At 65.7% G+C, this 21,914-nt stretch carries 18 protein-coding genes; 8 read left to right on the forward strand and 10 right to left on the reverse strand.

The window, feature by feature from the left end; all coding sequences use genetic code 11:
• Window positions 1-73 precede the first annotated feature (73 nt).
• The 5 genes from cnbZ to ACVISU_RS09710 all read right to left on the reverse strand — a co-directional run bounded on the left by cnbZ (window position 74) and on the right by ACVISU_RS09710 (window position 6,489).
• Window positions 74-826 (reverse strand): 2-amino-5-chloromuconate deaminase CnbZ, encoded by a 753-nt coding sequence (gene cnbZ / locus ACVISU_RS09690; protein ID WP_456706785.1) that lies wholly within the window; start codon window positions 824-826, stop codon window positions 74-76.
• A gap of 497 nt (window positions 827-1,323) precedes the next feature.
• Window positions 1,324-2,544: an ABC transporter substrate-binding protein gene (locus tag ACVISU_RS09695; protein WP_456706786.1), complete on the reverse strand. Its 1,221-nt coding sequence runs from the start codon at window positions 2,542-2,544 to the stop codon at window positions 1,324-1,326.
• Between the two features lie 201 nt (window positions 2,545-2,745).
• Window positions 2,746-4,191, reverse strand: a complete 1,446-nt coding sequence (locus ACVISU_RS09700) for an amidase family protein (protein ID WP_456706787.1) — start codon at window positions 4,189-4,191, stop codon at window positions 2,746-2,748.
• A 41-nt stretch (window positions 4,192-4,232) separates the two neighbouring features.
• On the reverse strand, window positions 4,233-5,651 hold the full coding sequence (locus ACVISU_RS09705) for an amidase family protein (RefSeq protein WP_456706788.1): 1,419 nt from the start codon (window positions 5,649-5,651) through the stop codon (window positions 4,233-4,235).
• Between the two features lie 43 nt (window positions 5,652-5,694).
• Window positions 5,695-6,489: a FadR/GntR family transcriptional regulator gene (locus ACVISU_RS09710; RefSeq protein WP_050401510.1), complete on the reverse strand. Its 795-nt coding sequence runs from the start codon at window positions 6,487-6,489 to the stop codon at window positions 5,695-5,697.
• Window positions 6,490-6,582: 93 nt separating this feature from the next.
• Here ACVISU_RS09710 and ACVISU_RS09715 point away from each other — a divergent pair, with 93 nt between their 5' ends.
• A complete protein-coding gene (locus ACVISU_RS09715; protein WP_456706789.1) occupies window positions 6,583-7,125 on the forward strand; it encodes a hypothetical protein in 543 nt (180 codons plus the stop codon).
• A gap of 302 nt (window positions 7,126-7,427) precedes the next feature.
• On the opposite strand, the gene ACVISU_RS09720 is transcribed toward ACVISU_RS09715, so the two are convergent.
• Both ACVISU_RS09720 and ACVISU_RS09725 read right to left on the reverse strand, forming a co-directional pair.
• Window positions 7,428-8,549: an amino acid ABC transporter permease gene (locus ACVISU_RS09720; protein ID WP_050401512.1), complete on the reverse strand. Its 1,122-nt coding sequence runs from the start codon at window positions 8,547-8,549 to the stop codon at window positions 7,428-7,430.
• 1 nt (window position 8,550) lies between these two features.
• Window positions 8,551-9,738, reverse strand: coding sequence for an amino acid ABC transporter permease (locus ACVISU_RS09725; protein ID WP_456706790.1), 1,188 nt, complete (start codon window positions 9,736-9,738; stop codon window positions 8,551-8,553).
• A 108-nt stretch (window positions 9,739-9,846) separates the two neighbouring features.
• Here ACVISU_RS09725 and ACVISU_RS09730 point away from each other — a divergent pair, with 108 nt between their 5' ends.
• The 4 genes from ACVISU_RS09730 to ACVISU_RS09745 all read left to right on the forward strand — a co-directional run bounded on the left by ACVISU_RS09730 (window position 9,847) and on the right by ACVISU_RS09745 (window position 13,978).
• The gene (locus tag ACVISU_RS09730; protein ID WP_456706791.1) at window positions 9,847-10,722 is read left to right on the forward strand and encodes a MurR/RpiR family transcriptional regulator; all 876 of its coding nucleotides are present in this window, start codon (window positions 9,847-9,849) and stop codon (window positions 10,720-10,722) included.
• A gap of 5 nt (window positions 10,723-10,727) precedes the next feature.
• Complete coding sequence (locus ACVISU_RS09735) at window positions 10,728-12,077, forward strand: aspartate aminotransferase family protein (protein WP_456706792.1); 1,350 nt, start codon at window positions 10,728-10,730, stop codon at window positions 12,075-12,077.
• Between the two features lie 12 nt (window positions 12,078-12,089).
• Window positions 12,090-13,100 carry an amino acid ABC transporter substrate-binding protein gene (locus ACVISU_RS09740; protein WP_050401516.1) on the forward strand — a complete coding sequence of 337 codons (1,011 nt, stop codon included), beginning with the start codon at window positions 12,090-12,092 and terminating at the stop codon, window positions 13,098-13,100.
• Window positions 13,101-13,345: 245 nt separating this feature from the next.
• Window positions 13,346-13,978, forward strand: a complete 633-nt coding sequence (locus ACVISU_RS09745; RefSeq protein WP_050401517.1) for an aspartate/glutamate racemase family protein — start codon at window positions 13,346-13,348, stop codon at window positions 13,976-13,978.
• A 168-nt stretch (window positions 13,979-14,146) separates the two neighbouring features.
• Here the strand turns inward: ACVISU_RS09745 and ACVISU_RS09750 are convergent, their stop codons facing one another.
• Window positions 14,147-15,481: an MFS transporter gene (locus ACVISU_RS09750; protein ID WP_050401518.1), complete on the reverse strand. Its 1,335-nt coding sequence runs from the start codon at window positions 15,479-15,481 to the stop codon at window positions 14,147-14,149.
• 305 nt (window positions 15,482-15,786) lie between these two features.
• Here ACVISU_RS09750 and ACVISU_RS09755 point away from each other — a divergent pair, with 305 nt between their 5' ends.
• Entirely contained in the window at window positions 15,787-16,986 is a 1,200-nt protein-coding gene (locus ACVISU_RS09755; RefSeq protein ID WP_430641594.1) for a multidrug effflux MFS transporter, read from the forward strand.
• 106 nt (window positions 16,987-17,092) lie between these two features.
• Here ACVISU_RS09755 and ACVISU_RS09760 read toward each other — a convergent pair whose 3' ends face one another.
• On the reverse strand, window positions 17,093-17,512 hold the full coding sequence (locus ACVISU_RS09760; protein ID WP_050401520.1) for a DUF983 domain-containing protein: 420 nt from the start codon (window positions 17,510-17,512) through the stop codon (window positions 17,093-17,095).
• A 96-nt stretch (window positions 17,513-17,608) separates the two neighbouring features.
• Between ACVISU_RS09760 and ACVISU_RS09765 the strand changes: the two genes are divergently transcribed.
• Together ACVISU_RS09765 and ACVISU_RS09770 are read left to right on the forward strand one after the other, a co-directional pair.
• Complete coding sequence (locus ACVISU_RS09765) at window positions 17,609-18,985, forward strand: aminotransferase-like domain-containing protein (RefSeq protein WP_050401521.1); 1,377 nt, start codon at window positions 17,609-17,611, stop codon at window positions 18,983-18,985.
• A gap of 176 nt (window positions 18,986-19,161) precedes the next feature.
• Entirely contained in the window at window positions 19,162-20,373 is a 1,212-nt protein-coding gene (locus tag ACVISU_RS09770; protein WP_456710791.1) for a serine hydrolase domain-containing protein, read from the forward strand.
• A 270-nt stretch (window positions 20,374-20,643) separates the two neighbouring features.
• Here the strand turns inward: ACVISU_RS09770 and ACVISU_RS09775 are convergent, their stop codons facing one another.
• Window positions 20,644-21,876, reverse strand: a complete 1,233-nt coding sequence (locus ACVISU_RS09775; protein ID WP_050401522.1) for a rhodanese-like domain-containing protein — start codon at window positions 21,874-21,876, stop codon at window positions 20,644-20,646.
• Between the last annotated feature and the right edge of the window lie 38 nt (window positions 21,877-21,914).

The following is a 21,914-nucleotide window of genomic DNA, read 5'->3' on the forward strand; positions in this document are numbered from 1 at the left end:
ACCCGTGTCAAGAAAGCGCACGCGCTTGCACATGCACCCACACGCGCTTTTGATGCGTCACGCGACCGAACCATCACACCACGCGTTCGAGTTGCACGCGCCGGCAGTCCATTTCGAAGTCGAGCCCGACCACCGGCGGCCGGTCGAAATGCCAGGTCAGGCCGTTGCGCAGTGCGCCGCGGCGGCCGAGCTCGCTTTCGAGCACTGGGTAGGCGTCATGCACGGTGTAGAGCTGCACCGCGGTGGTGTCGCGCCAGGAGGCGCCGAACGCGCTCATCCGGCGTTCCATCTCGCCAAGTACGAATTTGGCTTTGGCCAGGATGCCGGCCTGGCTGGTATCGCCGAGCGCGACGGTGTGATCGCGATAGTTGGCCTTGCCCTCGACCGACTCGCCGCTGCCGGCGACGACGAAGCTCGTCGGTGCGTCCTTCGCCGCCGGCACCGTGTAGCAGAAGGCGTGGAACGACGGCTCCGCGGGCGGATCGAGTTGTGGACAGACATTGCTGCGCGCCACCGGATTGACGCCGTCGCGCATCACGCCCCAGGCGATCAGCGTCTTGATGTAGATCTCGTTGAAGGCCTTGAACCCGTCCTCGGTGAACGGCGCCGGCGAGCGCAGTTCGCACGCAGCGAACGCGGTCAACGGACGGCCGGCGCCTTTGATGATGTCGGCAATCTTCTCGAAGCCCGCGCTCAGCGGCACAGGCTCGGAGAACCTGGCTCGCTCGATGGCATAACCGGGCAGCGCACCGATGCCACAGGAATACTGACTGACGCCAGGCATGAAGCGGTAGCCGCCGTCGGGAGCCTCGATGGTGTTGGTCATGGTGCCTCTGTTGGATGCGTTCGTCGCGATGATGTTCTGCCAGGGAGGATACGGTGGAATATTGCGATGTCATCACCGCTGGTTACCAGTCCCTGCTTTCGCAGGGACGACAATGCTTTGCGCAGCCGCCGAGCCAAACGTTCGGTTTCTCGCGGCATGATTTGCCGAGGCCTGCATCTCGTTCCCCCTTTTCACCTCGAAGAGGGCGCAGGGAAAGCGAAAGGGCTTGCGCCGCGGGGCAACGCAGTGGGCGCGCGCACGTGAGGCGGGCACCGGCGGCCGGGTTCCCTCTCCCGTTGCGGGAGAGGGTTAGGGAGAGGGGTGCCACACGGCGGGCTCTCTCCGAATTTATCAAACAGCAAGCGAACGAAATTGCGAGGGCGCGCCCTCATCGATCGTCGCGCCCGGGGCCACCCCTCACCCCACCCTCTCCCGCAAGTTGAGAGGGAGCCCAAGAGACGTGCTCAACTCACAACGTTCCGCGGCATCTCGCGCCCTTAATGCGCCTTGGCGACGTAGGGGCAACCGCCTTCATCGAGCGGACGGAAGGCCTGGTCGCCCGGCACCGTCGCCAGATATTCGTAGAGATCCCACTTGCTCTTGGACTCTTCCGGCTTCTTGATGCGCATCAGGTACATGTCGTGTACCATGCGGCCGTCCTCGCGCACGACGCCGTTCTGGGCGAAGAAATCATTCACAGGGGTCTTGCGCATCTGCGCGATCACGGTCTCCGAATCCGCCGAGTTGGTGGCGGCGACCGCCTTGAAATAATGCCGCAGCGCCGAGTTGACGCCGGCCTGGTAGGCCGTCGGCATCGCGCCATGCCGCTTGAAAAACTCCTGGGCGAAGACGCGGGTCTCGGGTGTGCGATCCCAATAAAAGGAATCGGTGAACAGCAGATCGTGGGCATGCGCGAGGCCGAGCGCCGGCACGTCGGTGAGCGTCACCTGCAGCGCGACGAGCTGCATGCTGGCGCGGATGTTGAACTCGTCGGCCTGCGACACCGCGTTGCGGAAGTCGGAGCCGGCGTTGGCGAGCGCCAGGATTTTTGCGCCGGACGACTGCGCCTGCAGCAGGAAGGAGGAGAAATCGGCGGTGTCGAACGGATGGCGGACCGCGCCCAGCACCTTTCCGCCGGCCGATGTCACGGCCTTGCTGGCGTCGCGCTCCAGCGCCTGGCCGAACGCATAGTCCGCGGTGAGGAAGAACCAGGGCGTGCCGCCGCGCGCGACCACGGCCTTCGCCGTCGCGTTCGAGGACGCATAGGTGTCGTAGGTCCACTGCACGCTGGTCGGCGAGCACTGCTTGCCGGTCAGGTCGGACGAACCGGAGCCCGAGATCAGGAACAGCTTCTTGCGTTCGCGCGTCACGGTCTGGATCGCGAGCGCCACCGCCGAGTTGACGCCTTCGGCGATCACGTCGACACCCTTGTTGTCGATCCAGTTGCGCACGATGCCGGTCGCCACGTCAGGCTTGTTCTGGTGGTCCGCCGAGATGATCTCGATCTTCCGTCCGGCGACCGTGCCGCCGATCTCCTCCGCGGCCATTTGCGCCGCGATCACCGAACCCGGGCCGTTGCCGTCGGAATATTGCCCGCTCATGTCGGTGATGATGCCGACGCGCAGGACACCGTCCTCCGCGCGAGCCGCGCCGGCGGCAAGAGAGAGACACGCGGCAGCGATTGCGATCAGGACAGGCGAGCGTTTCGTGGTGGACATTTCGTTCCCAGGGATTCGGATGGTTCGGACGAACTCCTGAAGGAATCAGGGGTCGCGGGCAACCCCGCGGCCAGCATGGCGCTCTGCGATTCAGCGCGAGAATTCCGGGAGGAGGAACATGCGGCGTCGCAGGTCGTGCGAACGCCGCGACGAAATTTAGCCGCGGCGTTCCCTATAGTGCTGAATGGTTTCGCGATCGCCTCAGCGCCGCTCCCACAACTGCCGCGTCAGAATGCCGACCTTGCGCTCGATCGCGTCGGCCGCATCGAGGCACATGTCCTCGCGATAGCGCGAGCCGACGATCTGGACGCCCACCGGCAATCCCTCATGCAGGCCGACCGGCACCACGGCCGCCGGCAGCCCCAGCACGTTGATCGACGAGATGAAGCGCAGATCGTTCCAGAACAAGTCCTTGACGCGCTGGTCGCCGCCGAGATCGGCATTGACCTCCGGCGTCTTGCGCACCGAAGTCGGCATCAGCACCAGCGGATATTGCTCGAGGAAGGTCATCCAGCTCCTGATGTGGCGCGAGCGTTCGGCGATCGCCTTCATGTAGCCGGCCTGATCCAGCGGATTGGCCAGCGCCATGAAGCCGCGGAACGTCTTCTGGAAGTCGGCGCTGGAGGTCGCCAACATCTGCTCCTGCTGCAGGATGCGGGTCTCGGTCATGATCAGGTCGCACCAGAGCTGCCAGACCTTGTTGAGATCGGGTACCTCGACCTCGCTGACTGCGTAGCCCGTATCGGCCAGATGATCGGCCGCCTTGCGCTGAAGCGCGATCACGCCGCGATCGGTCACCATGTCCTCGGGGATCTTTGCGAGCGCGACCTTGACCGGTGCGGCGGGCTTCGGCCCGGTCAATGGCGCCGGAACGTACCAGGGATCGCGCGGGTCGCGCCGTGCCATCACCTCGAGGCCGAGGCGGACGTCGGCGACGTGGCGCGCCAGCGGTCCCTGCGACGACATGAATTGCGCCATCAACGGCCGTTCCGCCGTGGCGCTGGGATTGAACGCCGGAATCCGGCCCTGGGTCGGCTTGATGGTGGCGATGCCGTTGCAATGCGCCGGCCAGCGCAGCGAGCCGCCGATGTCGTTGCCATGCGCAATGGTGCCGATGCCGGCCGCGATCGACGCGCCGGCGCCGCCGGAGGATCCGCCGCAGGTCACCTCCGCATTCCAGGGATTGCGGGTCAGGCCGTGCAGCGGATTGTCGGTGAAGCCGCGCAGCGAGAATTCCGGCGTGTTGGTCAGGCCGATGATGATGGCGCCGGCCTTCTTGAGATTGGCCGTCACCGGCGAGTCGCCCGGCGCGATATTGTCCTTGAAGGCAACCACGCCGTTGGAATTGGCCTGGCCTTCGACGTCGATGTTGATCTTGATGGTGACCGGCACGCCGTGCAGCGGCCCGACCGCGTCGCCCTTCGTCTTGCTCGCCGCCAGCGTCTCGTCGGCGGACCTGGCCGCCTTCAGCGCAGCGTCGCCGAGATCGACGACGACGGCGTTGAGCGCCGGGTTGGCTTCCTTCTTGCGGTCGAGATGGGCGCGAACCACCTGCTCCGACGTCACTTCGCCTTTCCTGATCGCCGTCGCCGTCTCCACGGCGGACCATTGCCAGATCGGTGTAGTCGTCACGTTGTGCTCTCCCATGATGCTCAGTGCTTGTTGTTGGCTTCGAAAACCGCGTGCCTTCAGTCGCGTGGGTCGATCGGCGTCAGCGTCGAGGCGCGCGCCTCGATCACCTCGGCAACAGTGAGACAGACATCCTCGCGGAAGCGGCCGGCGATCACCTGAACCCCGACCGGCACGCCGCCGGCGGTCCCCGTCGGCACCACGACCGACGGAAAGCCGAGCGCGGGGACGGCGAGCAGCGGCCGCTGCGCATCGAGCAGCGCCCGCACGACCGTTGCGTCTTCCTGATCCTGATCGAAGCGAAACGGCAGTTGCGCCGAGACCGGCAGGATGATGACCGGGCACCGTTCCTGGAACAGCTGCCAGGCCCGCACGATCGAAAGCCGCTGCTCGAAGCAGGCCAGCACCTGATCGCCGTTGAGCTCGGGTGCATAGGCGATATGGCCGTCCAGATTGTAGCGGCTGCGGTCGTCGCCGAACTTGCGGATCATCGGCGCCAGCACGCGCCGCTCCTCATTGATGACGAGGCGATGCCAGAGATCGGCGGCCTCCGCGAGCCGCGGCGGGGTGGTCTCCTCCACCGCAAAGCCGGCTTCCGCAAGCCAGCGGCCGGCGGCCCGCATCGCTGCGCTGACCTCCGGCGCTTCGTCGCCGAACGGCGTCGCCGCGATCGCAACGCCGACCGGACGCTTGAGCGGCGCGCCCTGCAGGGGTACCGGCAGCCACGTGCCGTCGCGCGCATCCGGTTGCGCCATCGCGGCGAGACCAGCGCGCAGATCGGCGACCGAGCGCGCGAGCGGCCCCTGCACCGACATCATCTGCGCGGTGATCGGACGATCTGTTGTCGCCGACGGATTGAATGAGGGAATTCGGCCCGGCGTCGGGCGCAGACCGGCGACGCCGCAGGCATAGGCGGGATAGCGGATCGAGCCGCCGAAATCATTGCCATGCGCGATCGCGCCCATGCCGGAAGCGACCGCCGACGCCGCGCCGCCGCTGGAGCCGCCCGGCGTCAGGTGCCGGCCCCAGGGATTGTAGGTCGCGCCGTGCAGATCGTTGTTGGTGAACCAGCGGTGCGAGAACGCTGGCGTGTTGGTGCGGCCGACGATGACGGCGCCCGCCTTGCGGAAATTCGCGACGACCGGGCTGTCATCGGTGGCGATCACGTCGCGGAAGGCGACGACGCCGTTGGTGGTGGCGTGGCCGCGTTGATCGACGTTGACCTTGATGGTGACCGGTACGCCATGCAGCGCGCCGAGCTCCGCGCCTGTCTTCACCGCATCATCTGCGCTATCCGCCGCGGCCAGCGCTTCGTCCGCCAGCACCTCGACGGCGGCGTTCAGCGCCGGATTGACCGCAGCGATCCGGTCGAGGCTGGATTGCACGGCCTCCCGGCTCGAGATCGCGCGCGTCGCGATCGACCGCGCCAGATCGACCGCCGACCAGCTCCACAATTCATTCTCGCGCCGCGTGACCATTGTTGTTCCCTCCAACGCGTATGCAACCGTCATCCGGTGCGGTTCAGTCGAGCCGCAACGGCTGGTGAAAGACCGGCAGATCCATGCGCCGGTCCTCCGCGGGGACGACCACCGCTTCGGCGCTCAGCACATGCTCGAGCATCACGCGCCGGGCACGCGCGGCGTTGCCGGAGCGGAACGCGGCCATCAGGCGCTTGTGAAACTCGATGTTCTCGCAGGTGAAGCTGGATGCGAATTCCTGCACGCCGAGCTTGCCGATCAAATGCCGGATCGCCTCGTTGACGAAGCGGGCGACCAGGCCGAGCAACGGATTGGGACAGGCCTCGATCAGGATGTCGTGGAAATCGATCTCGGCGTGGCGGTGGTGCTCCCAGTCGGCAATGCCGCCGGGATGATGCTCCTGCACCGCGATCGCCTTGTCGAGCGCGGCGAAATGCGCCGGCGTGAGGTGGCCCACCACGCTGAAGGCGAGCTCCGGCTCGATCAGGCGGCGGATCTGGTAGATCTGCGCGGTCGAGATCGACTGGAAATAAAAGTAGTTGCTGAGCAGGCCGACGATCCGGTTGATCGACACCGGCGCCACCCGCGCGCCGCCGCCGGGACCCGTGGTGTTCTGCACCAGCCCCTGCACTTCCAGCGATTTGAGCGCCTCGCGGATGGTCGAGCGGCTGCAACCGAACATCTCGATCAGCTCGACCTCCTGCGGCAGCCGATCGTTCGGCTGCAAGCCGGCCTGGAAGATGTGGCTGCGGATCAGATCGGCGACCGCGTCCGAACGCTTGCGCTTGATCGCGGCGCGCCGCGACGGGTCCAGGGAGGGCAGAGCCGATTTATCCATTTTATGATCATAAATAGGATCGAGACAGCTTGGCAAGCCTCCAGTGGCCTCAAGGGGACAATCCTGCCCTCAAAGCGGACTTTGGCTCACGGCGTGGCGCATCTGGCGACAGAATCCTTCGACGAGCTGGGCAAGCGCGTCGAAATTGACGAGCAGCCGTTCGGCCTGCTCCCGGTCAACCGAACCAGGCGCGAACGATTCCGTCAGACGCCGCTGACGATCTGCACGATCCCGGCACATTATGGCCCTGCTTTCGGCAAACTCGAGTTGCTCGCGTCGGCGGCCGAGCTTGTCTTCTTCCTCGAGCAACCGCTTGTTGAGCAGCGATCTTGTGCCGGTTGGAAGATCCGGACGTTTCAACAGATCCAGGTGGTGGTCGATGTTTACGCGCGCGATGGACTCATTCACGTCGGTGCCCCCCGCCAGTCGCAGGCTGGGCCGGCGAGGCTTGGCTTCAAAGTGCAAGAACTGCTCGATCTCCGCAAGGAGTTGAAGAAGCTCATCGGTCGAAAACCGTTGCAGGGCATCGAGGACCTGGCTTCGGGAGCTCTCCGGATAGACGTCGTCGTCTTCGGCCATTGGCGTGCAACAAATCAGAAAAAAGCCCCGTCAGGCGGGCACCATGCATACGTATGAAAAAGTAGCGACAACCATTGCGCGGCGCTCGGTCCAAGCAGGACAATGCCCACGCAAACAATGAACTTCTCTCATCGCGCGCGCTCGCGAATCCAATCGCCTTCAAGATAAGTTACGGGCGGAACAGCGCCAAGTGCACTCTGTGCCAGCCGCGCTCTGCGCCAGCCATGGGCCAAATTTTTGGTTGCCGCATCCTTAAGGCCAGAACGGGCCGTTGCAAAAATCAAAGCAGGAAGTTGCGATATGCCCGGCATGGGAGATGCAGCATGTGAGCGGAGCAAACGGCGGCGAGTCCAGATCGCTCAGTTCGTTCCGCGCTGCGCCTCAAGCCTGCGGCTGTAGCGCGACATCGCAAAGCAGAACACGAAGTAGATCACCCCGACGAAGATGTAGACCTCGACGCTGAAGGACTGCCAGGCCGGATCGACGATCGCGGTCTTGGCGGTGGTCAGGAGATCGAAAATGCCGATGATCAGCACCAGGCTGGTGTCCTTGAAAAAGGCGATGAAGGTGTTGACCAGCGGCGGGATGACGTGGCGGATCGCCTGCGGCAGCACGATCAGCGCGTTCTTCTCCCAGTACGACAGCCCGAGCGCGTCGGCGGCCTCATACTGTCCGCGCGGCACCGCCTGCAGGCCGCCGCGCACCACCTCCGCGAGATAGGCGCCGGCATAGAGGATGAAGGCGATCTGCGCGCGCAGCAGTTTGTCGATGTTGACGCCGTCGGGCATGAATAACGGGAACATCACACTCGCCATGAACAACAGGCTGATCAGCGGCACGCCGCGGATCAATTCGACATAGAGCACGCAGAGCGAGCGGATCGCCGGCAGCTTCGAGCGGCGGCCGAGCGCGACTAGGATGCCGAGCGGGAAGCCGAAGGCGAGCCCGAAGGTCGCGAGGATCAGGGTCACCGGCAGTCCGCCCCAGCGGTCCTGGGTGACGAAGCTGAGGCCGAGGAAGCCGCCCCACATCAAACAACCGATCACGATCAGGGCGGCGGCCCACAGCAGGAACAGCTCCTTGCGCCAGAAGCTGCGGCGGCTCGACACCGCGAACAGCGCGATGAAGATCACGACCACGAGTGCCGGCCGCCACTGCTCGTCGAACGGATAGGTGCCGAACAAGATGAAGCGGTACTTCTCGGGCACGACGGCCCAGCAGGCGCCGGCGCCGCGCAGCGCGCGGCAGGCGCTGGTGTCGTTTCCGGAGACGGTCCAGATCGCGTTGGCAATGCCCCATTGCCAGAGACCGATGAGCGCCTTGCCGAGCAGGAAAAGCATCACCAGCGTCATGATGCTGGACGGGATCGACGCGAACAGGTTGGCACGCAGCCAGGCGGTGAACTGACCGCCCAGCGCCCGGGGTGCGGGCCGTGGCGCGATCGGCAGCGGATCCTGCGGAAGGTGGGCGACCGAACTCATGTCAGCGCTCCACCAGCGCGATCCGCGCATTGTACCAGTTCATGAACAGGCTGATGCCGAGGCTGATGGTGAGGAACACCATCATGATCAGCGCGATCGACTCGATCGCCTGCCCGGTCTGGTTCAGCGTGGTGTTGGCGATCGAGACGATGTCCTGATAGCCGACCGCGACCGCGAGCGAGGAGTTTTTCGTCAGGTTCAAATACTGGCTGGTCATCGGCGGGATGATGACGCGCAGCGCCTGCGGCAGCACGATGTGCTGCAGCACGAAGCCGTGCTTCAGCCCGAGCGCCTTGGCGGCCTCCGACTGGCCGCGCGGCACCGCCTGGATGCCGCTGCGCACGATCTCGGCGATGAACGCCGAGGTATAGGTGACGAGCGCGATCAGCAGCGCGAAATATTCGGGCGCCAGGGTCAGGCCGCCGACGAAGTTGAAGCCGCGCAGCTCCGGCAGCGTGATGCTCCAGCTCGCGCCCACAAGCCACGACACCAGCGCGGGCAGCGCGACGACGAGCCCGAGCGCGTAAGGCCAGGCCGGCCGCGCGCGGCCATCGCGCATCTGCTGCGCGATCAGGCGGCGCCTGACGAGATGGAACGCGATGAGGCCTGCGACCAGCGCCAGGACCGTCCACCAATTGGCCTCATGCATCGGCACCGACGGCAGGATGAGCCCGCGGTTGGACAGGAACACGCCCTCGACCGGCTTCCAGGCCTGGCGCGCCGCCGGCAGCCCCTGCATCAGCACGTACCAGAACAGCAGCTGCAGCAGCAGCGGCAGGTCGCGCAGCACCTCGACATAGACGGCGGCAAGCCGCGCCAAGAGCCAGTTCGACGACAGCCGCGCGATGCCGACCAGCGTGCCGATCACGGTGGCCAATATGATGCCGATCACGGCAACGCGCAGCGTGTTGACGATGCCGACGATGAAGGCGCGCAGATAGGTGTCCTTCGGCGTGTAGTCGATCCACGAGTCCGCGATCGGCATGCCGGCTTCGCGGCCGAGGAAGGCAAAGCCGGTCGAGATGCGCCGCACCGAGAGATTGTGAACCGCGTTCGACCACAGAAAGGTGACGATCGCGACCGCGATGGCGACCACCAGGACCTGCCAGAACAGGCCGGCGACGCGGGGATCGCTGAGCGAAAGCCGCCAGTGTCGCGAGGGAGGGCGTTTCGGCGTCGATGTCGTCACAGCACAAGGATCCCGGTGAGAAGCGATCTTCTGCCATGCGCGAGAGCATATTCGGGTCTGCGCACTTCATATGTTGCACCAAATCAATGTTTGTGCAACATATGTTTCATGGCCCAGGCTCAGCCGAAACCATCGCCCCTGAACGAATTGTGCAGCGCATTGCCGTCGCTGCCGATGCGTTTGCAGGAGGTCGGTCGGTTTGTCGCAGCCAATGATTACGACGCCACCACCCGCTCGATGCGCGAGCTCGCCGCGGTCGCCGGCGCCGATCCTGCATCCTTCACCCGTCTTGCCAAGGCGCTCGGCTATTCCGGCTGGGACGAATTGCGCGCCGCACTGACCGAGGCGCGACGGCCGGCGCAGGGCTCGCCGTTCTCCGGCCGCGCCAAGAGCCGCCGCGCCGGGCCGAACGCCGATGTCAAACTGGTGCACGACAAGATCGAGGCTGAAGCCGCGGGGCTGGCGCGGATTTCCGCGAGTGCGATCGCCGACGCAGCACGTGCGCTGCACGCCGCCGACCGGATCTGGATCACGGGCTTTCGCAGCTGCCGCAGCGTCGCGGAACTCTTGACCTACCAGCTTCGCCTGTTCCGCCCCGACGCCGTGCAGCTGGTCGGCGGTTCCGGCCCGTTCGATCTCGACCACGGCGCCTTCCGCGCCGACGACGCCGTGGTCGTGATCGGCTTTGCGCCTTACACCTCGGTGAGCGTCGAGACAGCGCGCGCGGCGCATCAGGCGCGCGCCACGCTGATCGCGATCGCCGATACCATCAGCGCGCCGATGGCCGAGGGCGCCGATCATCTTCTGCTGTTCGAGGCCGCCGCCTCGCCCGGCTTCTTCCCGAGCCTGACCGGCGCGATCGCGGTGGCGCAGTCGCTTGCCGCCGTCGCCTTCACGCTGGGTGGCGCAAATGCAAAACGCAAGCTGGAGGAGACCGAGGGCCGGCTTGCCGAGATGTCGCAATATTTCGTCGAGAAAGGATAAGTATCATGGCCGCCAACAAGAGCCGCGTGATGCATCGCAGCCTGCGCGAGACCCCACCGAAGGCGATTGGCGGTGAAGGCGTCTGGTTGATCGCGGAGGACGGCCACCGCATCCTGGATTCCTCCGGCGGCGCCGCGGTCTCGTGCCTCGGCCATCAGCACCCACGGATTCTTGCCGCGATCGCCAAGCAGGCATCAAAAATTGCCTATGCCCACACCGGCTTCTTCTCGTCGGAGCCCGCGGAAGAGCTCGCCGAACGGCTGGTCGGCCACGAGCCCGGCGGCCTCGGCTATGTCCATTTCGTCAGCGGCGGGTCGGAGGCGATCGAGGCCTCGATCAAGCTGGCGCGGCAATATTTCATCGAGCGCGGCGAGCCGCAGCGCGCCCGCTTCATCGCGCGCCGCCAGAGCTATCACGGCAACACGCTCGGTGCGCTGTCGGCCGGCGGCAATGCCTGGCGCCGCGAGCCCTATGCGCCGCTGCTGTCGCCCTCGTTCAGTCACGTCACCCCCGCTTTTGCCTATCACGAGAAACGCGACGATGAATCGGAGGCCGCCTTCGTCGCGAGGCTCGCCGCCGAGCTCGAGGCCGGATTCCAGCGGCTCGGCCCCGAGAACGTTGCCGCCTTCATCGCCGAACCCGTGGTCGGCGCCACCGCCGGCTGCGTGCCGGCGCCGGAGGGTTACTTCAAGGCGGTGCGCGAGATCTGCAACCGTCACGGCGCGCTCTTGATCCTCGACGAGGTGATGTGCGGCATGGGCCGCACCGGCACGCTGCATGCGTGGGAGCAGGAAGGCATCTCGCCCGACATCCAGGCGGTCGCCAAGGGGCTCGGCGGCGGCTACCAGCCGATCGGCGCGATGCTCGCGAGCGGTGCCATCGTCGACACCGTGCGCAACGGCTCCGGCGCGTTCCAGCACGGTCATACTTATCTGGCGCATCCGCTCGCCTGCGCCGCCGCGCTCGAGGTGCAGAAGGTGATCAGCGAGGAGAAGCTGCTCGACCAGGTCAAGGAGCGCGGCCGCCAGCTCGAGCAGCGGCTGATCGAACGCTTCGGCAATCACCGCCATGTCGGCGACATCAGGGGCCGCGGCCTGTTCTGGGGCATCGAGCTGGTGGCCGACCGCGGCACGCGGCAGTCGTTCGACCCCAAGCTGAAGCTGCATCAGCGGATCAAGTCCGCGGCGTTTGCCGGCGGCCTCGGCTGCTATCCCTCGGGCGGCACCGCCGACGGCCAGCGCGGCGACCATGTGCTGCTCGCCCCGCCCTATATCGCAACGTCCGGCGACATCGACATGATCGTCGAAAGGCTCGGCGCTGCGGTCGACAGCGCGCTCAGGGACATTGGACATTAGGAGGAGGACAGAATGTACAGGGCATTGATCACTGCAACCGTTCTTGCTGCAAGCATCACCGGCGCAAGCGCGGCGACGCTCGACACCGTCAAGCAGCGCGGCACGCTGGTGTGCGGCGTCTCGACCGGCTTTGCCGGCTTCTCGGCGCCGGACTCGCAGGGCAACTTCAAGGGCCTCGACGTCGACTATTGCCGCGCGCTTGCCGCCGGCGTGCTCGGCGATGCCAGCAAGGTGCGCTACGTAGCGCTGACCGCGCAGAACCGCTTCACCGCGCTGCAGTCCGGCGAGATCGACGTGCTCTACCGCAACTCGACGCAGACTTACTTGCGCGGCACCACGCTCGGCCTGCGCCAGGGCCCGGTCAATTTCTACGACGGCCAGGGCTTTGTGGTGAAGAAGGACCTCGGCGTGAAGGAGCTGAAGGATCTCAAGGGCGCCACCGTCTGCGTCGCGCAGGGCACTACGCATGAGGTGACGCTCGGCGACTACGGCCGCGCCAACGGCATCGACTGGAAGCCTTTGGTGTTCGATCGCCCCGACACCATGTACCAGACCTTCTTCGGCGGCCGCTGCGATGCCATGACCCAGGACGCCTCCGCGCTCGCCGGCGCAGTCGCGACCGCGGCGCCGAAGGCCGACGACTATGTCGTGCTGCCGCAGACCATCAGCAAGGAGCCGCTCGGCCCGTTCACCCGCAACGGCGACGAAGTGTGGAGTGACATCATCACCTGGCTGCACTATGGCCTGGTCGAAGCCGAAGAGCTCGGCGTGACGCAGGCCAATGTCGACGAGATGGCGAAGTCGCAGGTCCCGGCGGTCCAGCGCCTGCTCGGCGCATCCGGCGATCTCGGCTCGCGGCTCGGCCTCGACAACAAATGGCTGGTCGGGGCGATCAAGGCCGGCGGCAATTACGGCGAGATCTTCGAGCGCAATGTCGGCAAGGCCAGCCCCCTGAAACTCGAGCGCGGCCTCAACGCCACCTGGAGCAAGGGCGGCTTGATGTACGCGATCCCGTTCAAATGATGATCTGAAAGATCTCGAATCTATCCCTTCCGTCATTGCGAGCGAAGCGAAGCAATCCATCGCGGCACAAGTAGAGAGATGGATTGCTTCGTCGCTATCGCTCCTCGCAATGACGAGGTTGATAGTTTCATAGCCTCTGACATCCCCCGCACGCGGGGGGAGCCCCCTCACCCTAACCCTCTAAGAGCGAGCTTCGCTCGTCTCGCCCCCGCGAAGAGCGGAGAGGGAGCAGAAGTAGCGACCCCATGCGCATCACGCTCATTCACGCCCTGAAGCACTCGATCGTGCCGATCGAAGCGTCATTCGCAAAGCATTGGCCGGAGGCGCGGCTGATGAACTTGCTCGACGACAGCCTCTCGGCCGACCTCGCGCGCGACGGCAAGCTCACCGAGCGCATGACCGAGCGGTTTCTTGCCATGGGCCGCTACGCGGTCAGCACCGGCGCTGACGGCATCCTCTTCACCTGCTCGGCGTTCGGCCCCTGCATCGAGGCGGTGGCGCGCGCGCACGCGCCGATGCCGGTGCTGAAGCCGAACGAGGCGATGATCGAGCAGGCGGCGGCGAAGGGGAAGCGCATCGGCCTGCTCTCGACCTTCCCGCCGACGCTGGTGTCGATGCCGCCGGAATTTCCGCCAGAGGTCACGCTGGTGCCGAAACTCGCCGAGGGCGCGCTGGCGGCGCTCGATCGCGGCGACCGCGCCGAGCACGACCGCATCGTGGTCGAGGCAGCCACGGATTTGCGCGACTGCGACCTGATCGCGCTCGCGCAATACAGCATGGCGCCGGCGGCTGAGCGCGTCACTGATGCCACCGGCCGCGAGGTGCTGACGACGCCCGACAGCGCGGTCAAGAAACTGAAGGCGATGCTTGGGGCATGATCCCCGTCATTGCGAGCCAACGGGTCGCGCGAACGCGCGCCCGATGACAGGTTCCGCGAAGCAATCCATTTTACCGCATACCCGGATCGATGGATTGCTTCGTCGCTTCAGCGCAAAATTGCTTTGCAACTCTGTCGCGAGATCCTCGCAATCACACAAAGTCGTCGCCTACGCGCCCGCATCATTCACATTCAGATCGACGCCTTGCGGATCCTTGATCGTCGACACCGCGATCAGCGAGATCAGCGCCAGCAGCCCGATATACACGCCGACCCGCCACGACTCGCCGTAGGTGCCGATGATCCATTGCGCGATCATCGGTGCGAAGGCGCCGCCGAAGATGGCGCCGAGCGCGTAGCCGATCGAGACACCGGAATAGCGGACCTTGGCCGGGAACAGTTCGGCATAGAGCGCGGCCTGGGGGCCGTAGGACAGGCCGAGCGCGATGGTGAGGCCGACGGCGCTGATGAAGAACAGCAGGAGATTCTTGCTGTCGATCAGGAACCACATCGGCACCGCCCACAGCACCATCAGGCCGTAGCCGATCTGGAAGCAGCGCACGCGGCCGATCCTGTCGCCGAGGATGCCGCCGAGCAGCGTGAAGATGAACCAACTGACCGCCGCCAGCGTGCCGATCAAGAGCAGCTGCTCCGATGGCATCTTCAGCGTGTTGGCGCCGTAGCTGATGATGAAAGCGATCAGGATATATCCGGCCGCGTTGTTGGCCATGAAGATCAACGCGGTGCGCAGGATCTCCTTGGCATGATTGCGCGTCAGGTCGCGGAGCGGCGCGGAGGATTCCTTGTGCCGGCGCTGCATCGCCTTGAACACCGGCGACTCCTCGACGGTGCGGCGGATCACGATGCCGACGACGATCAGCAGGATCGAGAGCAGGAACGGAATCCGCCAGCCCCACTCGATCATCGCCTGCTTGCCGAGCGTGGTGGTCAGCACCCACAGCACGCCGGTTGCCAGGATCATGCCGAGCGGCGTGCCGACCTGCGGAAACGAGCCGAAGAAGCTGCGCTTGTCGACGGGCGCCGACTCCACCGACATCAGCGCCGCGCCGCCCCACTCGCCGCCGGCCGAGAAGCCCTGCAGGATGCGCAGAAGAATAAGCAGTGCCGGCGCCCAGGCGCCGATCTGGGCATAGGTCGGCAGCAGGCCGACCAGCGCGGTCGCAGCACCCATCAGCAGCAGCGTGACGACCAGCATGTTCTTGCGCCCGAAGCGGTCGCCGAGATGGCCGCAGACGATGGCCCCGAGCGGACGGAACAGGAAGGAGAGGCCGAGCGTCGCGAACGAGACGATCTGCGCCAACAGCGGATTGTTGGCGTTCATCGGCGCGAAGAACAGCGCACCGAACACCAGGCCGGCGGCCTGCGCGTAGACGAAGAAGTCGTACCACTCGATCGTGGTGCCGACGAGCGTTGCGGTGAGGACCTTGCGCTCCTCATCCGACAGCGTAGCGCCGCGCGAGCGCGCGGAGATTTCGATGGACATGTGGCCTCCCCAAACCCGTTCTTGGCCGTGCGGGCGCGGTCGGCGCGATGCGCCCGTCCCGCACGGATGCTGGTACCGGGATAGCAGAGGTTTTCGCGCGGCACGAGTTAAATAGTTGCAGCAGCAACGATAATGCGCGAGCCCGCGCGCCCCGGACCGGGCTACCTCACCCGTGACCGGCGGGCAGCCATCCCGAAACGCCGATTGTGCACCGCAACAAGATCGTTACGATGCGAGGATTCCCAAGAGGTTGCTAAGTGTCTGACATCAATGCCGATGCCTGGGTTTCCTCAGGCCACCGCCCGATGGGCTTTCCGGAATTCGTCGTCGTCATCGCCTCCATCATGGCGCTCAACCCGCTGGCGATGGACATGATGCTGCCGGCGCTGCCGAACATCCGCTCCGCGTTCCAGATCGCCGACGCCAATCGCCCGCAGATGGTGCTGTCGATCTTCCTGGTCGGCTTCGGCGTCGGCCAGTTCGTGATGGGCCCGCTGTCGGACCGCTTCGGCCGCCGCCCGGTGCTGCTCGGCGGCATGACCGTCTACACCATAGCCGGCCTGCTCGCGATCATGGCGCCCTCGTTCGAGACGCTGCTACTGGCGCGCGCGCTGCAAGGGCTCGGCACCGCCGCGACCCGCGTGATCGCGACCTCGATCGTGCGCGACTGCTACGCCGGACGGCGGATGGCGAGCGTAATGTCGCTGGCGATGATGGTGTTCATCGCGGTACCCGTGATCGCGCCGTCATTCGGCCAGGCCGTGATGCTGCTGACGCACTGGCGCGGCATCTTCGTGCTGTTGATGATCTACGGCGTGATCGCGCTGGCTTGGAGCGCAGTGCGAATGCCGGAGACGCTGCCTAAGGAGCTGCGCAAGTCGCTGGCAATCCCGGAGGTGCTGTCCGCGTTCCGCCAGACCGTCACCAACCGCCAGACGCTCGGCTATGCGCTCGCCGCCGGCGGCGTGCAGGGCTCGCTGTTTGCCTTCGTGTTCTCCTCGCAGCAGATCTTCACCGAGATCTTCAAGCTCGGACATTATTTCCCGGTCGCCTTCGCCGCCTGCGCGGTCGGCGTCGCGATCGCCGGCTTCCTCAATTCGCGCATCGTCGGCCGCATCGGCATGCGGGTGATCTCGCACGCCGCGCTGACCGGCTTTGCCGTGGTCGCCGGCGCGCTGTTCCTCGCGGTGAAGACCGACACGCTGTCGCTGGCGCTGTTCATGGTGCTGTCAGTCCTGATGATGTTCGCGTTCGGGCTGATGATGGCGAACTTCACGGCGCTCGCGATGGAGCCGCAAGGCAAGATCGCCGGCACCGCCTCCTCGCTCTACGGCACCATCACAACCCTGCTCGGGATCGGCGTCGGCACCACGATCGGCCAGGATTACGATGGCACGCTGCTGCCGTTCGCGACCGGCTTTTTCCTCTGCACGCTGGCGGCGCTCGCCGTGGTGCTGGTGACGGAGAAGGGCCGCATGTTCCGGCCGCATCATCATCCGATTTGACGGTACGTAGCCCGGATGCAGCGAAGCGCAATCCGGGACGGTTTTGCCTGCGGCACGAGCCCCGGATTTCGCTACGCTCCATCCGGGCTACGATTTTGAGATCGCGTCAGGCTTCGCGAGTCCGTCCAACGTTGGCCCGCACCGGCGCCGCCACCCGCCGCGTCGCCGCAAATCCCTCCATCCCGAGCTGCCATTGCAGCCCGACGATCGCGCCCTTGGTCGGCTGCAACAGGCCGAGTGCGCTGAACAGCGTGAACGGCAGCCAGATCGCGAGCTGCAACCAGGCCGGCGGCGCGTAGGTCATCTCCATCCACAGCAGCGCCGGCACCACGATGTGGCCGACCACGACGATCACGAGATAGGCCGGGAAATCGTCGGCGCGCTGCGGGGTGAAGTCCTCGCCGCAGACCTCGCAATGGTCAGCAACTTTAAGGAAGCGGCCGAACAGATGGCCCTGCCCGCAGTTCGGGCACTTCATCGCAAAACCGCGCAACATTGCCTTAGGCAGGGAAACCGTCTCGGTCATTGTCGTTTTCCTTTCGCCGTTGTCCTTGACCTGATCTGATGATCCATACAATATGCCCTATGTAGCATACAATCAAAGACAAAGCCGCTGGATTGCATGGATTGGATCCCTACAGTTTCGGAATGGCACGGCCCGATGTTCCTGCGCATCGTTGACGCGCTGGCGGCCGATATCGCGAGCGGACGTCTGGTGCGCGGCCAGCGGCTGCCGACCCACCGCGCGCTGGCGACGGCGCTCGGCATCGACCTCACCACGGTGACGCGCGCCTATGGCGAGGCGCGGCGGCGCGGGCTGCTCGATGCCCGGGTAGGTCAGGGCACCTTCGTTTCGGAGACCACCGCGCGCGCGGCGTCCGAGCTGGCAGCGCCCGTCAACATCGACCTTTCAATGAACCTGCCGCCGCAACCCGTCGAGGCCAATCTCGACCTGCGCATCGCACAGGGACTTGGCAACATCCGTTCCGAGGCCGGGTTTTCGGCCTATCTCGGCTATACGCGTCCGGGCGGCACCGCCGAGGAACGCGAGGCCGGCGCCGCGTGGCTGCAGCCGCGCGTGCCGAACGCATCGGCCGACCACATCGTGATCTATCCGGGTTCGCAGGCGATCATCTTCAACGCCCTGCTGGCGCTGACCTCGCCCGGCGACGTCGTGCTGACGGAGGCGTTGACGTTTCCCGGCATCAAGGCTGCCGCGGCGCGGCTCGATATCCGCCTCGTCGGCATTGCGATGGACGCCGAGGGCGCGCGGCCCGACGCGCTGGATGAGGCCTGCCGCAAGCACAAGCCGAAGGCGGTCTATCTGGTGCCGACGCAGCAGAACCCGACCACCGCGACGATGGGCGCGGCACGACGCAAGGCAATTGCGGACATCATCAGGAAGCGCGGCTGCGTCCTGATCGAGGACGACGTCTACGGCCCGCTCGAACCACAAATGGCGCCGATCGCCAGCTTGATTCCGGAACGCACCTACCTTGCCGCGAGCATCGCCAAGTGCATCGCGCCCGCATTGCGCGTCGCCTATCTGCTGGCACCGGACGCGAGCGCCGAGCAGCGGATGCGCGCCGGCATGCAGGCCACCATGCAAATGCCGCCATCGCTGATGGTCGCGCTGGTCACGCAATGGCTGCGCTCCGGCGTCGCCACTGAGATCATCCGCGCCATCCGCAACGAGGCGGCCGCGCGCCAGCAGCTCGCGGCCCGTTTCCTCAAGGGCGTCGCCTATGCGGCGCGGCCGGCGAGCCACCATCTCTGGATGCCGCTGCCGAAACATTTCGACGGCACCGACCTGCTGTCGCATCTGATGCGCAACGGCCTTGCCGTGGTCGGCGAAGATGCGTTCGCGACAGGCGACGCAGCGCCGCGCGGCCTGCGCGTCTCGCTGGGCGCCGCACGCAACCGCGCCGAACTGAGCCAGGCGCTGCAGGTGCTGTCGAATGCCGTGCGTTCGCCGGTCGGCGCCATGCAAATTGTATGAATTTCGACCATCGTCAGGGAATAAACTCGCTCGAAAATGATTATGGTGCGGGGACGTCTGCGCTAAAACCGCGGCGTTCGATGCAGCAGGCGGGGGCGGGCTTTTCAATGTCGTGCAGATATGTCGTGCGGACACTTCGCGGAGCGGCGAGTGCGATCGTGTGTCTTGCATTTGTCATGTCCGGCGTGGCGCACGCCACCGACGCCCCTGCCCCGTCGCCGGAGAAGCTCGAACGCATCACCGCGTTCTTCGACAACGAGGTTGCGACAGGAAAGATTCCGGGCGCGGTCATCCTGATCCAGCAGCACGGCAAGCCGGTCTACCTGAAAACCTTCGGCTATCGCGACGTCACGACCAAGTCGCCGATGCGGCCGGACACGATGTTCGCGCTGCATTCGATGACCAAGCCGATCACCAACACCGCCGCCATGATGCTGGTCGATGAAGGCAGACTGTCGCCGCAGGATCCGCTGTCGAAATACATTCCGGCCTTCGCCGACGTGATGGTCGGCATCGAGCCGGATGGCGGCAACGATCTCGGCAAGCTCGAACTGGTGCCGCCGATCCGCCCGGTCACGATCGAGGACCTGATGCGGCACACCTCGGGCATCACCTACGAATATATCGGCGCCGACTGGATCCAGAAGCTCTACCGCGCAGGCCATCTGTTCGACGGCAAGTTCGACAACAAGGAATTCGTGGCGCGGCTGGCCAGGCTGCCGCTGTCGCGGCAACCGGGCACGATGTGGCGCTACGGTCATTCCACCGACGTGCTCGGCCGGGTGATCGAGATCGTGACGGGCAAGTCGCTCTATCAGTTCGAGAAGGAGCGCATCTTCGATCCCCTGAAGATGAACGACACAAGATTTGTGCTCGATGCCGAGACCGAACGATCGCGGCTGGCCGAGCCGCTGCCCTCCGACACCATCCTGATCGAGGGGGAAAACGACCGGCGCGCGCACCCGGAGTGGGAATCCGGCGGCGGCGGCCTGGTGTCGACCATTCTCGATTACGCGCGGTTTGCGCAGATGCTACTCAATGGCGGCGAGCTCGACGGCAAGCGCTATCTCAGCCCCACGGCTTTCAAGACCATGACCACGGACCATATCGGGCCGGGCTCCGGCGTCGGCCGCGACTACTGGTACTTCCCCGGTGACGGTTTTGGTTACGGCTACGGCATCGCCGTGCGCACCGATCCCGGCATTGCCAAGCCACCGCCGCCCGGCTCGATCGGCGAGTTGAAATGGGACAGCGGCAGCGGCACCTATTTCGGCGTCGATCCGAAGCTCGACATGATCTACATCATGCTCGAGCAGACCCAGAACGAGCGCCAGCGCATCACGCCGGCGTTCCGCAAGCTGGTCTACGACGCGTTCGGCCCGGACTAAATCACTATCAGCGCGTCCGTCATTGCGAGCTCCGCGATCTCTGGAATACTGAATTGCCCGCATGCGCATGGTCGAGTGATGACCATGCGAGAGACGTCTGCACGATTTCGGAATAATGGAAATATAACGCTGAGTTGCCCGACGTGTCAAGCCGCCATGTCGAACGCCGGCAGCCACCGGCTACTGTGCATGGGGTTGTTTTCGATATTTTGGCGGCGTGCCCCAACAACTCGGCACCGGTGCGGTCGCGCCGCCGTCACACTTCAGCGGCTAGATCACGTAAAACCCGTGCGTGCCGTCACGGCGCAGCTGGTCGACCAGGCCATACTCCCAATCGAGATAGGCCTGCATCGCCTGCTCCGCGACGCCGGTGCCTTCATAGGGGCGCCGGTAGCGGTGCGCGGGATCGGGCCGCGGCACGACGCGCGGCGGTCCGACTTCGAGTCGGCCCTCATAGCCGCCGTCGAGCACATAGACCTCCCAGCCCATCTGCGCGAGCCAGGACGCCGTCATGTCGGCACGGATGCTCCTGTCGTCGGTCAGCACGATGCGCCCGCCGCGCACCGGGGCGGCCATGTCGATTTCCTGCACCAGCTGGCCGCCCGCATAATGCCGGAAACCAGCCAGATGCCCGGCGGCGTATTCCTCGGCGTCGCGCACATCGAAGCGATACAGCGTGCGCTGCGCATCACCTTGCAGCGCGGCGAGTTCAGCGGCGCCGATGTGACGGACGCCGGCGCGATAGGCCACGTCGCGTGCATTGTCGGCGGCGCCCTCGAACGGCCCGACGTCGCCGCGCTTGCCGGCGCCGTGCTCGAGCTGGTGTTTGGCCAGCGTCCAGCCGATCGTGCCGTTGCGCAGCGCCCGCACCTTGTTCGGCAGTCCGGCATTGATCAGCGATTGCGTGCCGATGATCGAGCGGGTGCGGCCGGCGCAGTTGACGATGATGGTGGTGTCGGGATCGGGCGCCGCGCGCCCTGCGCGCAGCACCAGCTCGGCGCCGGGCACGCTGACCGAGCCCGGGATGTTCATGGTGGCATATTCGTCGAACCGACGCACATCGAGGATCGCGATATTGGCCTTGTCCGAGATCAGCGCGGCGACCTCGTCGGCGCTCAGCGACGGCGTGTGCCGGCGCGACTCGACCAGTTCGCCAAAGGCCTTGGCGTAGGAATTGACGTCCTCGAATACCTCGTAGCCGGCCGCCTTCCAGCCCTGCAAGCCGCCGGCAAGCGCCGCGACGTTGCTGTAGCCAAAGGTGCGCAACTCGCCGGCCGCGGCAGCGACGAGGTCCTCGCCATTGTCATAGAGCACGATCGGCACGTCCTTGCGCGGCAGCCGCAACTCGGCTTCGAACGCGATCCGGTCCGCCGCCATGTTGGCGGCAAACAGCGGATGGCCGGTGGCGAAGTCCGCCTCGTGCCTGACGTCGAGCAGCGCAATCTCCTGGCGCAGCAGCAGCTTTGCACGGACGGTCTGGGGCGTGACGGAAGAAACTGTCATGAGATGCTGGCCTGGGCAGGAAATGCGCAGGCCTGCTC

The organism is Bradyrhizobium sp. USDA 4452, from assembly GCF_054063575.1.

Coding starts and splice junctions, on each gene's coding strand:
- ACVISU_RS09720 (WP_050401512.1), bottom strand. CDS start 8,549: ATGAGTTCGGTCGCCCACCTTCCGCAGGATCCGCTGCCGATCGCGCCA.
- cnbZ (WP_456706785.1), bottom strand. CDS start 826: ATGACCAACACCATCGAGGCTCCCGACGGCGGCTACCGCTTCATGCCT.
- ACVISU_RS09760 (WP_050401520.1), bottom strand. CDS start 17,512: ATGACCGAGACGGTTTCCCTGCCTAAGGCAATGTTGCGCGGTTTTGCG.
- ACVISU_RS09735 (WP_456706792.1), top strand. CDS start 10,728: ATGGCCGCCAACAAGAGCCGCGTGATGCATCGCAGCCTGCGCGAGACC.
- ACVISU_RS09695 (WP_456706786.1), bottom strand. CDS start 2,544: ATGTCCACCACGAAACGCTCGCCTGTCCTGATCGCAATCGCTGCCGCG.
- ACVISU_RS09765 (WP_050401521.1), top strand. CDS start 17,609: ATGGATTGGATCCCTACAGTTTCGGAATGGCACGGCCCGATGTTCCTG.
- ACVISU_RS09730 (WP_456706791.1), top strand. CDS start 9,847: ATGGCCCAGGCTCAGCCGAAACCATCGCCCCTGAACGAATTGTGCAGC.
- ACVISU_RS09705 (WP_456706788.1), bottom strand. CDS start 5,651: ATGGTCACGCGGCGCGAGAATGAATTGTGGAGCTGGTCGGCGGTCGAT.
- ACVISU_RS09775 (WP_050401522.1), bottom strand. CDS start 21,876: ATGACAGTTTCTTCCGTCACGCCCCAGACCGTCCGTGCAAAGCTGCTG.
- ACVISU_RS09710 (WP_050401510.1), bottom strand. CDS start 6,489: ATGGATAAATCGGCTCTGCCCTCCCTGGACCCGTCGCGGCGCGCCGCG.
- ACVISU_RS09755 (WP_430641594.1), top strand. CDS start 15,787: ATGGGCTTTCCGGAATTCGTCGTCGTCATCGCCTCCATCATGGCGCTC.
- ACVISU_RS09750 (WP_050401518.1), bottom strand. CDS start 15,481: ATGTCCATCGAAATCTCCGCGCGCTCGCGCGGCGCTACGCTGTCGGAT.
- ACVISU_RS09745 (WP_050401517.1), top strand. CDS start 13,346: ATGCGCATCACGCTCATTCACGCCCTGAAGCACTCGATCGTGCCGATC.
- ACVISU_RS09770 (WP_456710791.1), top strand. CDS start 19,162: ATGTCCGGCGTGGCGCACGCCACCGACGCCCCTGCCCCGTCGCCGGAG.
- ACVISU_RS09740 (WP_050401516.1), top strand. CDS start 12,090: ATGTACAGGGCATTGATCACTGCAACCGTTCTTGCTGCAAGCATCACC.
- ACVISU_RS09700 (WP_456706787.1), bottom strand. CDS start 4,191: ATGGGAGAGCACAACGTGACGACTACACCGATCTGGCAATGGTCCGCC.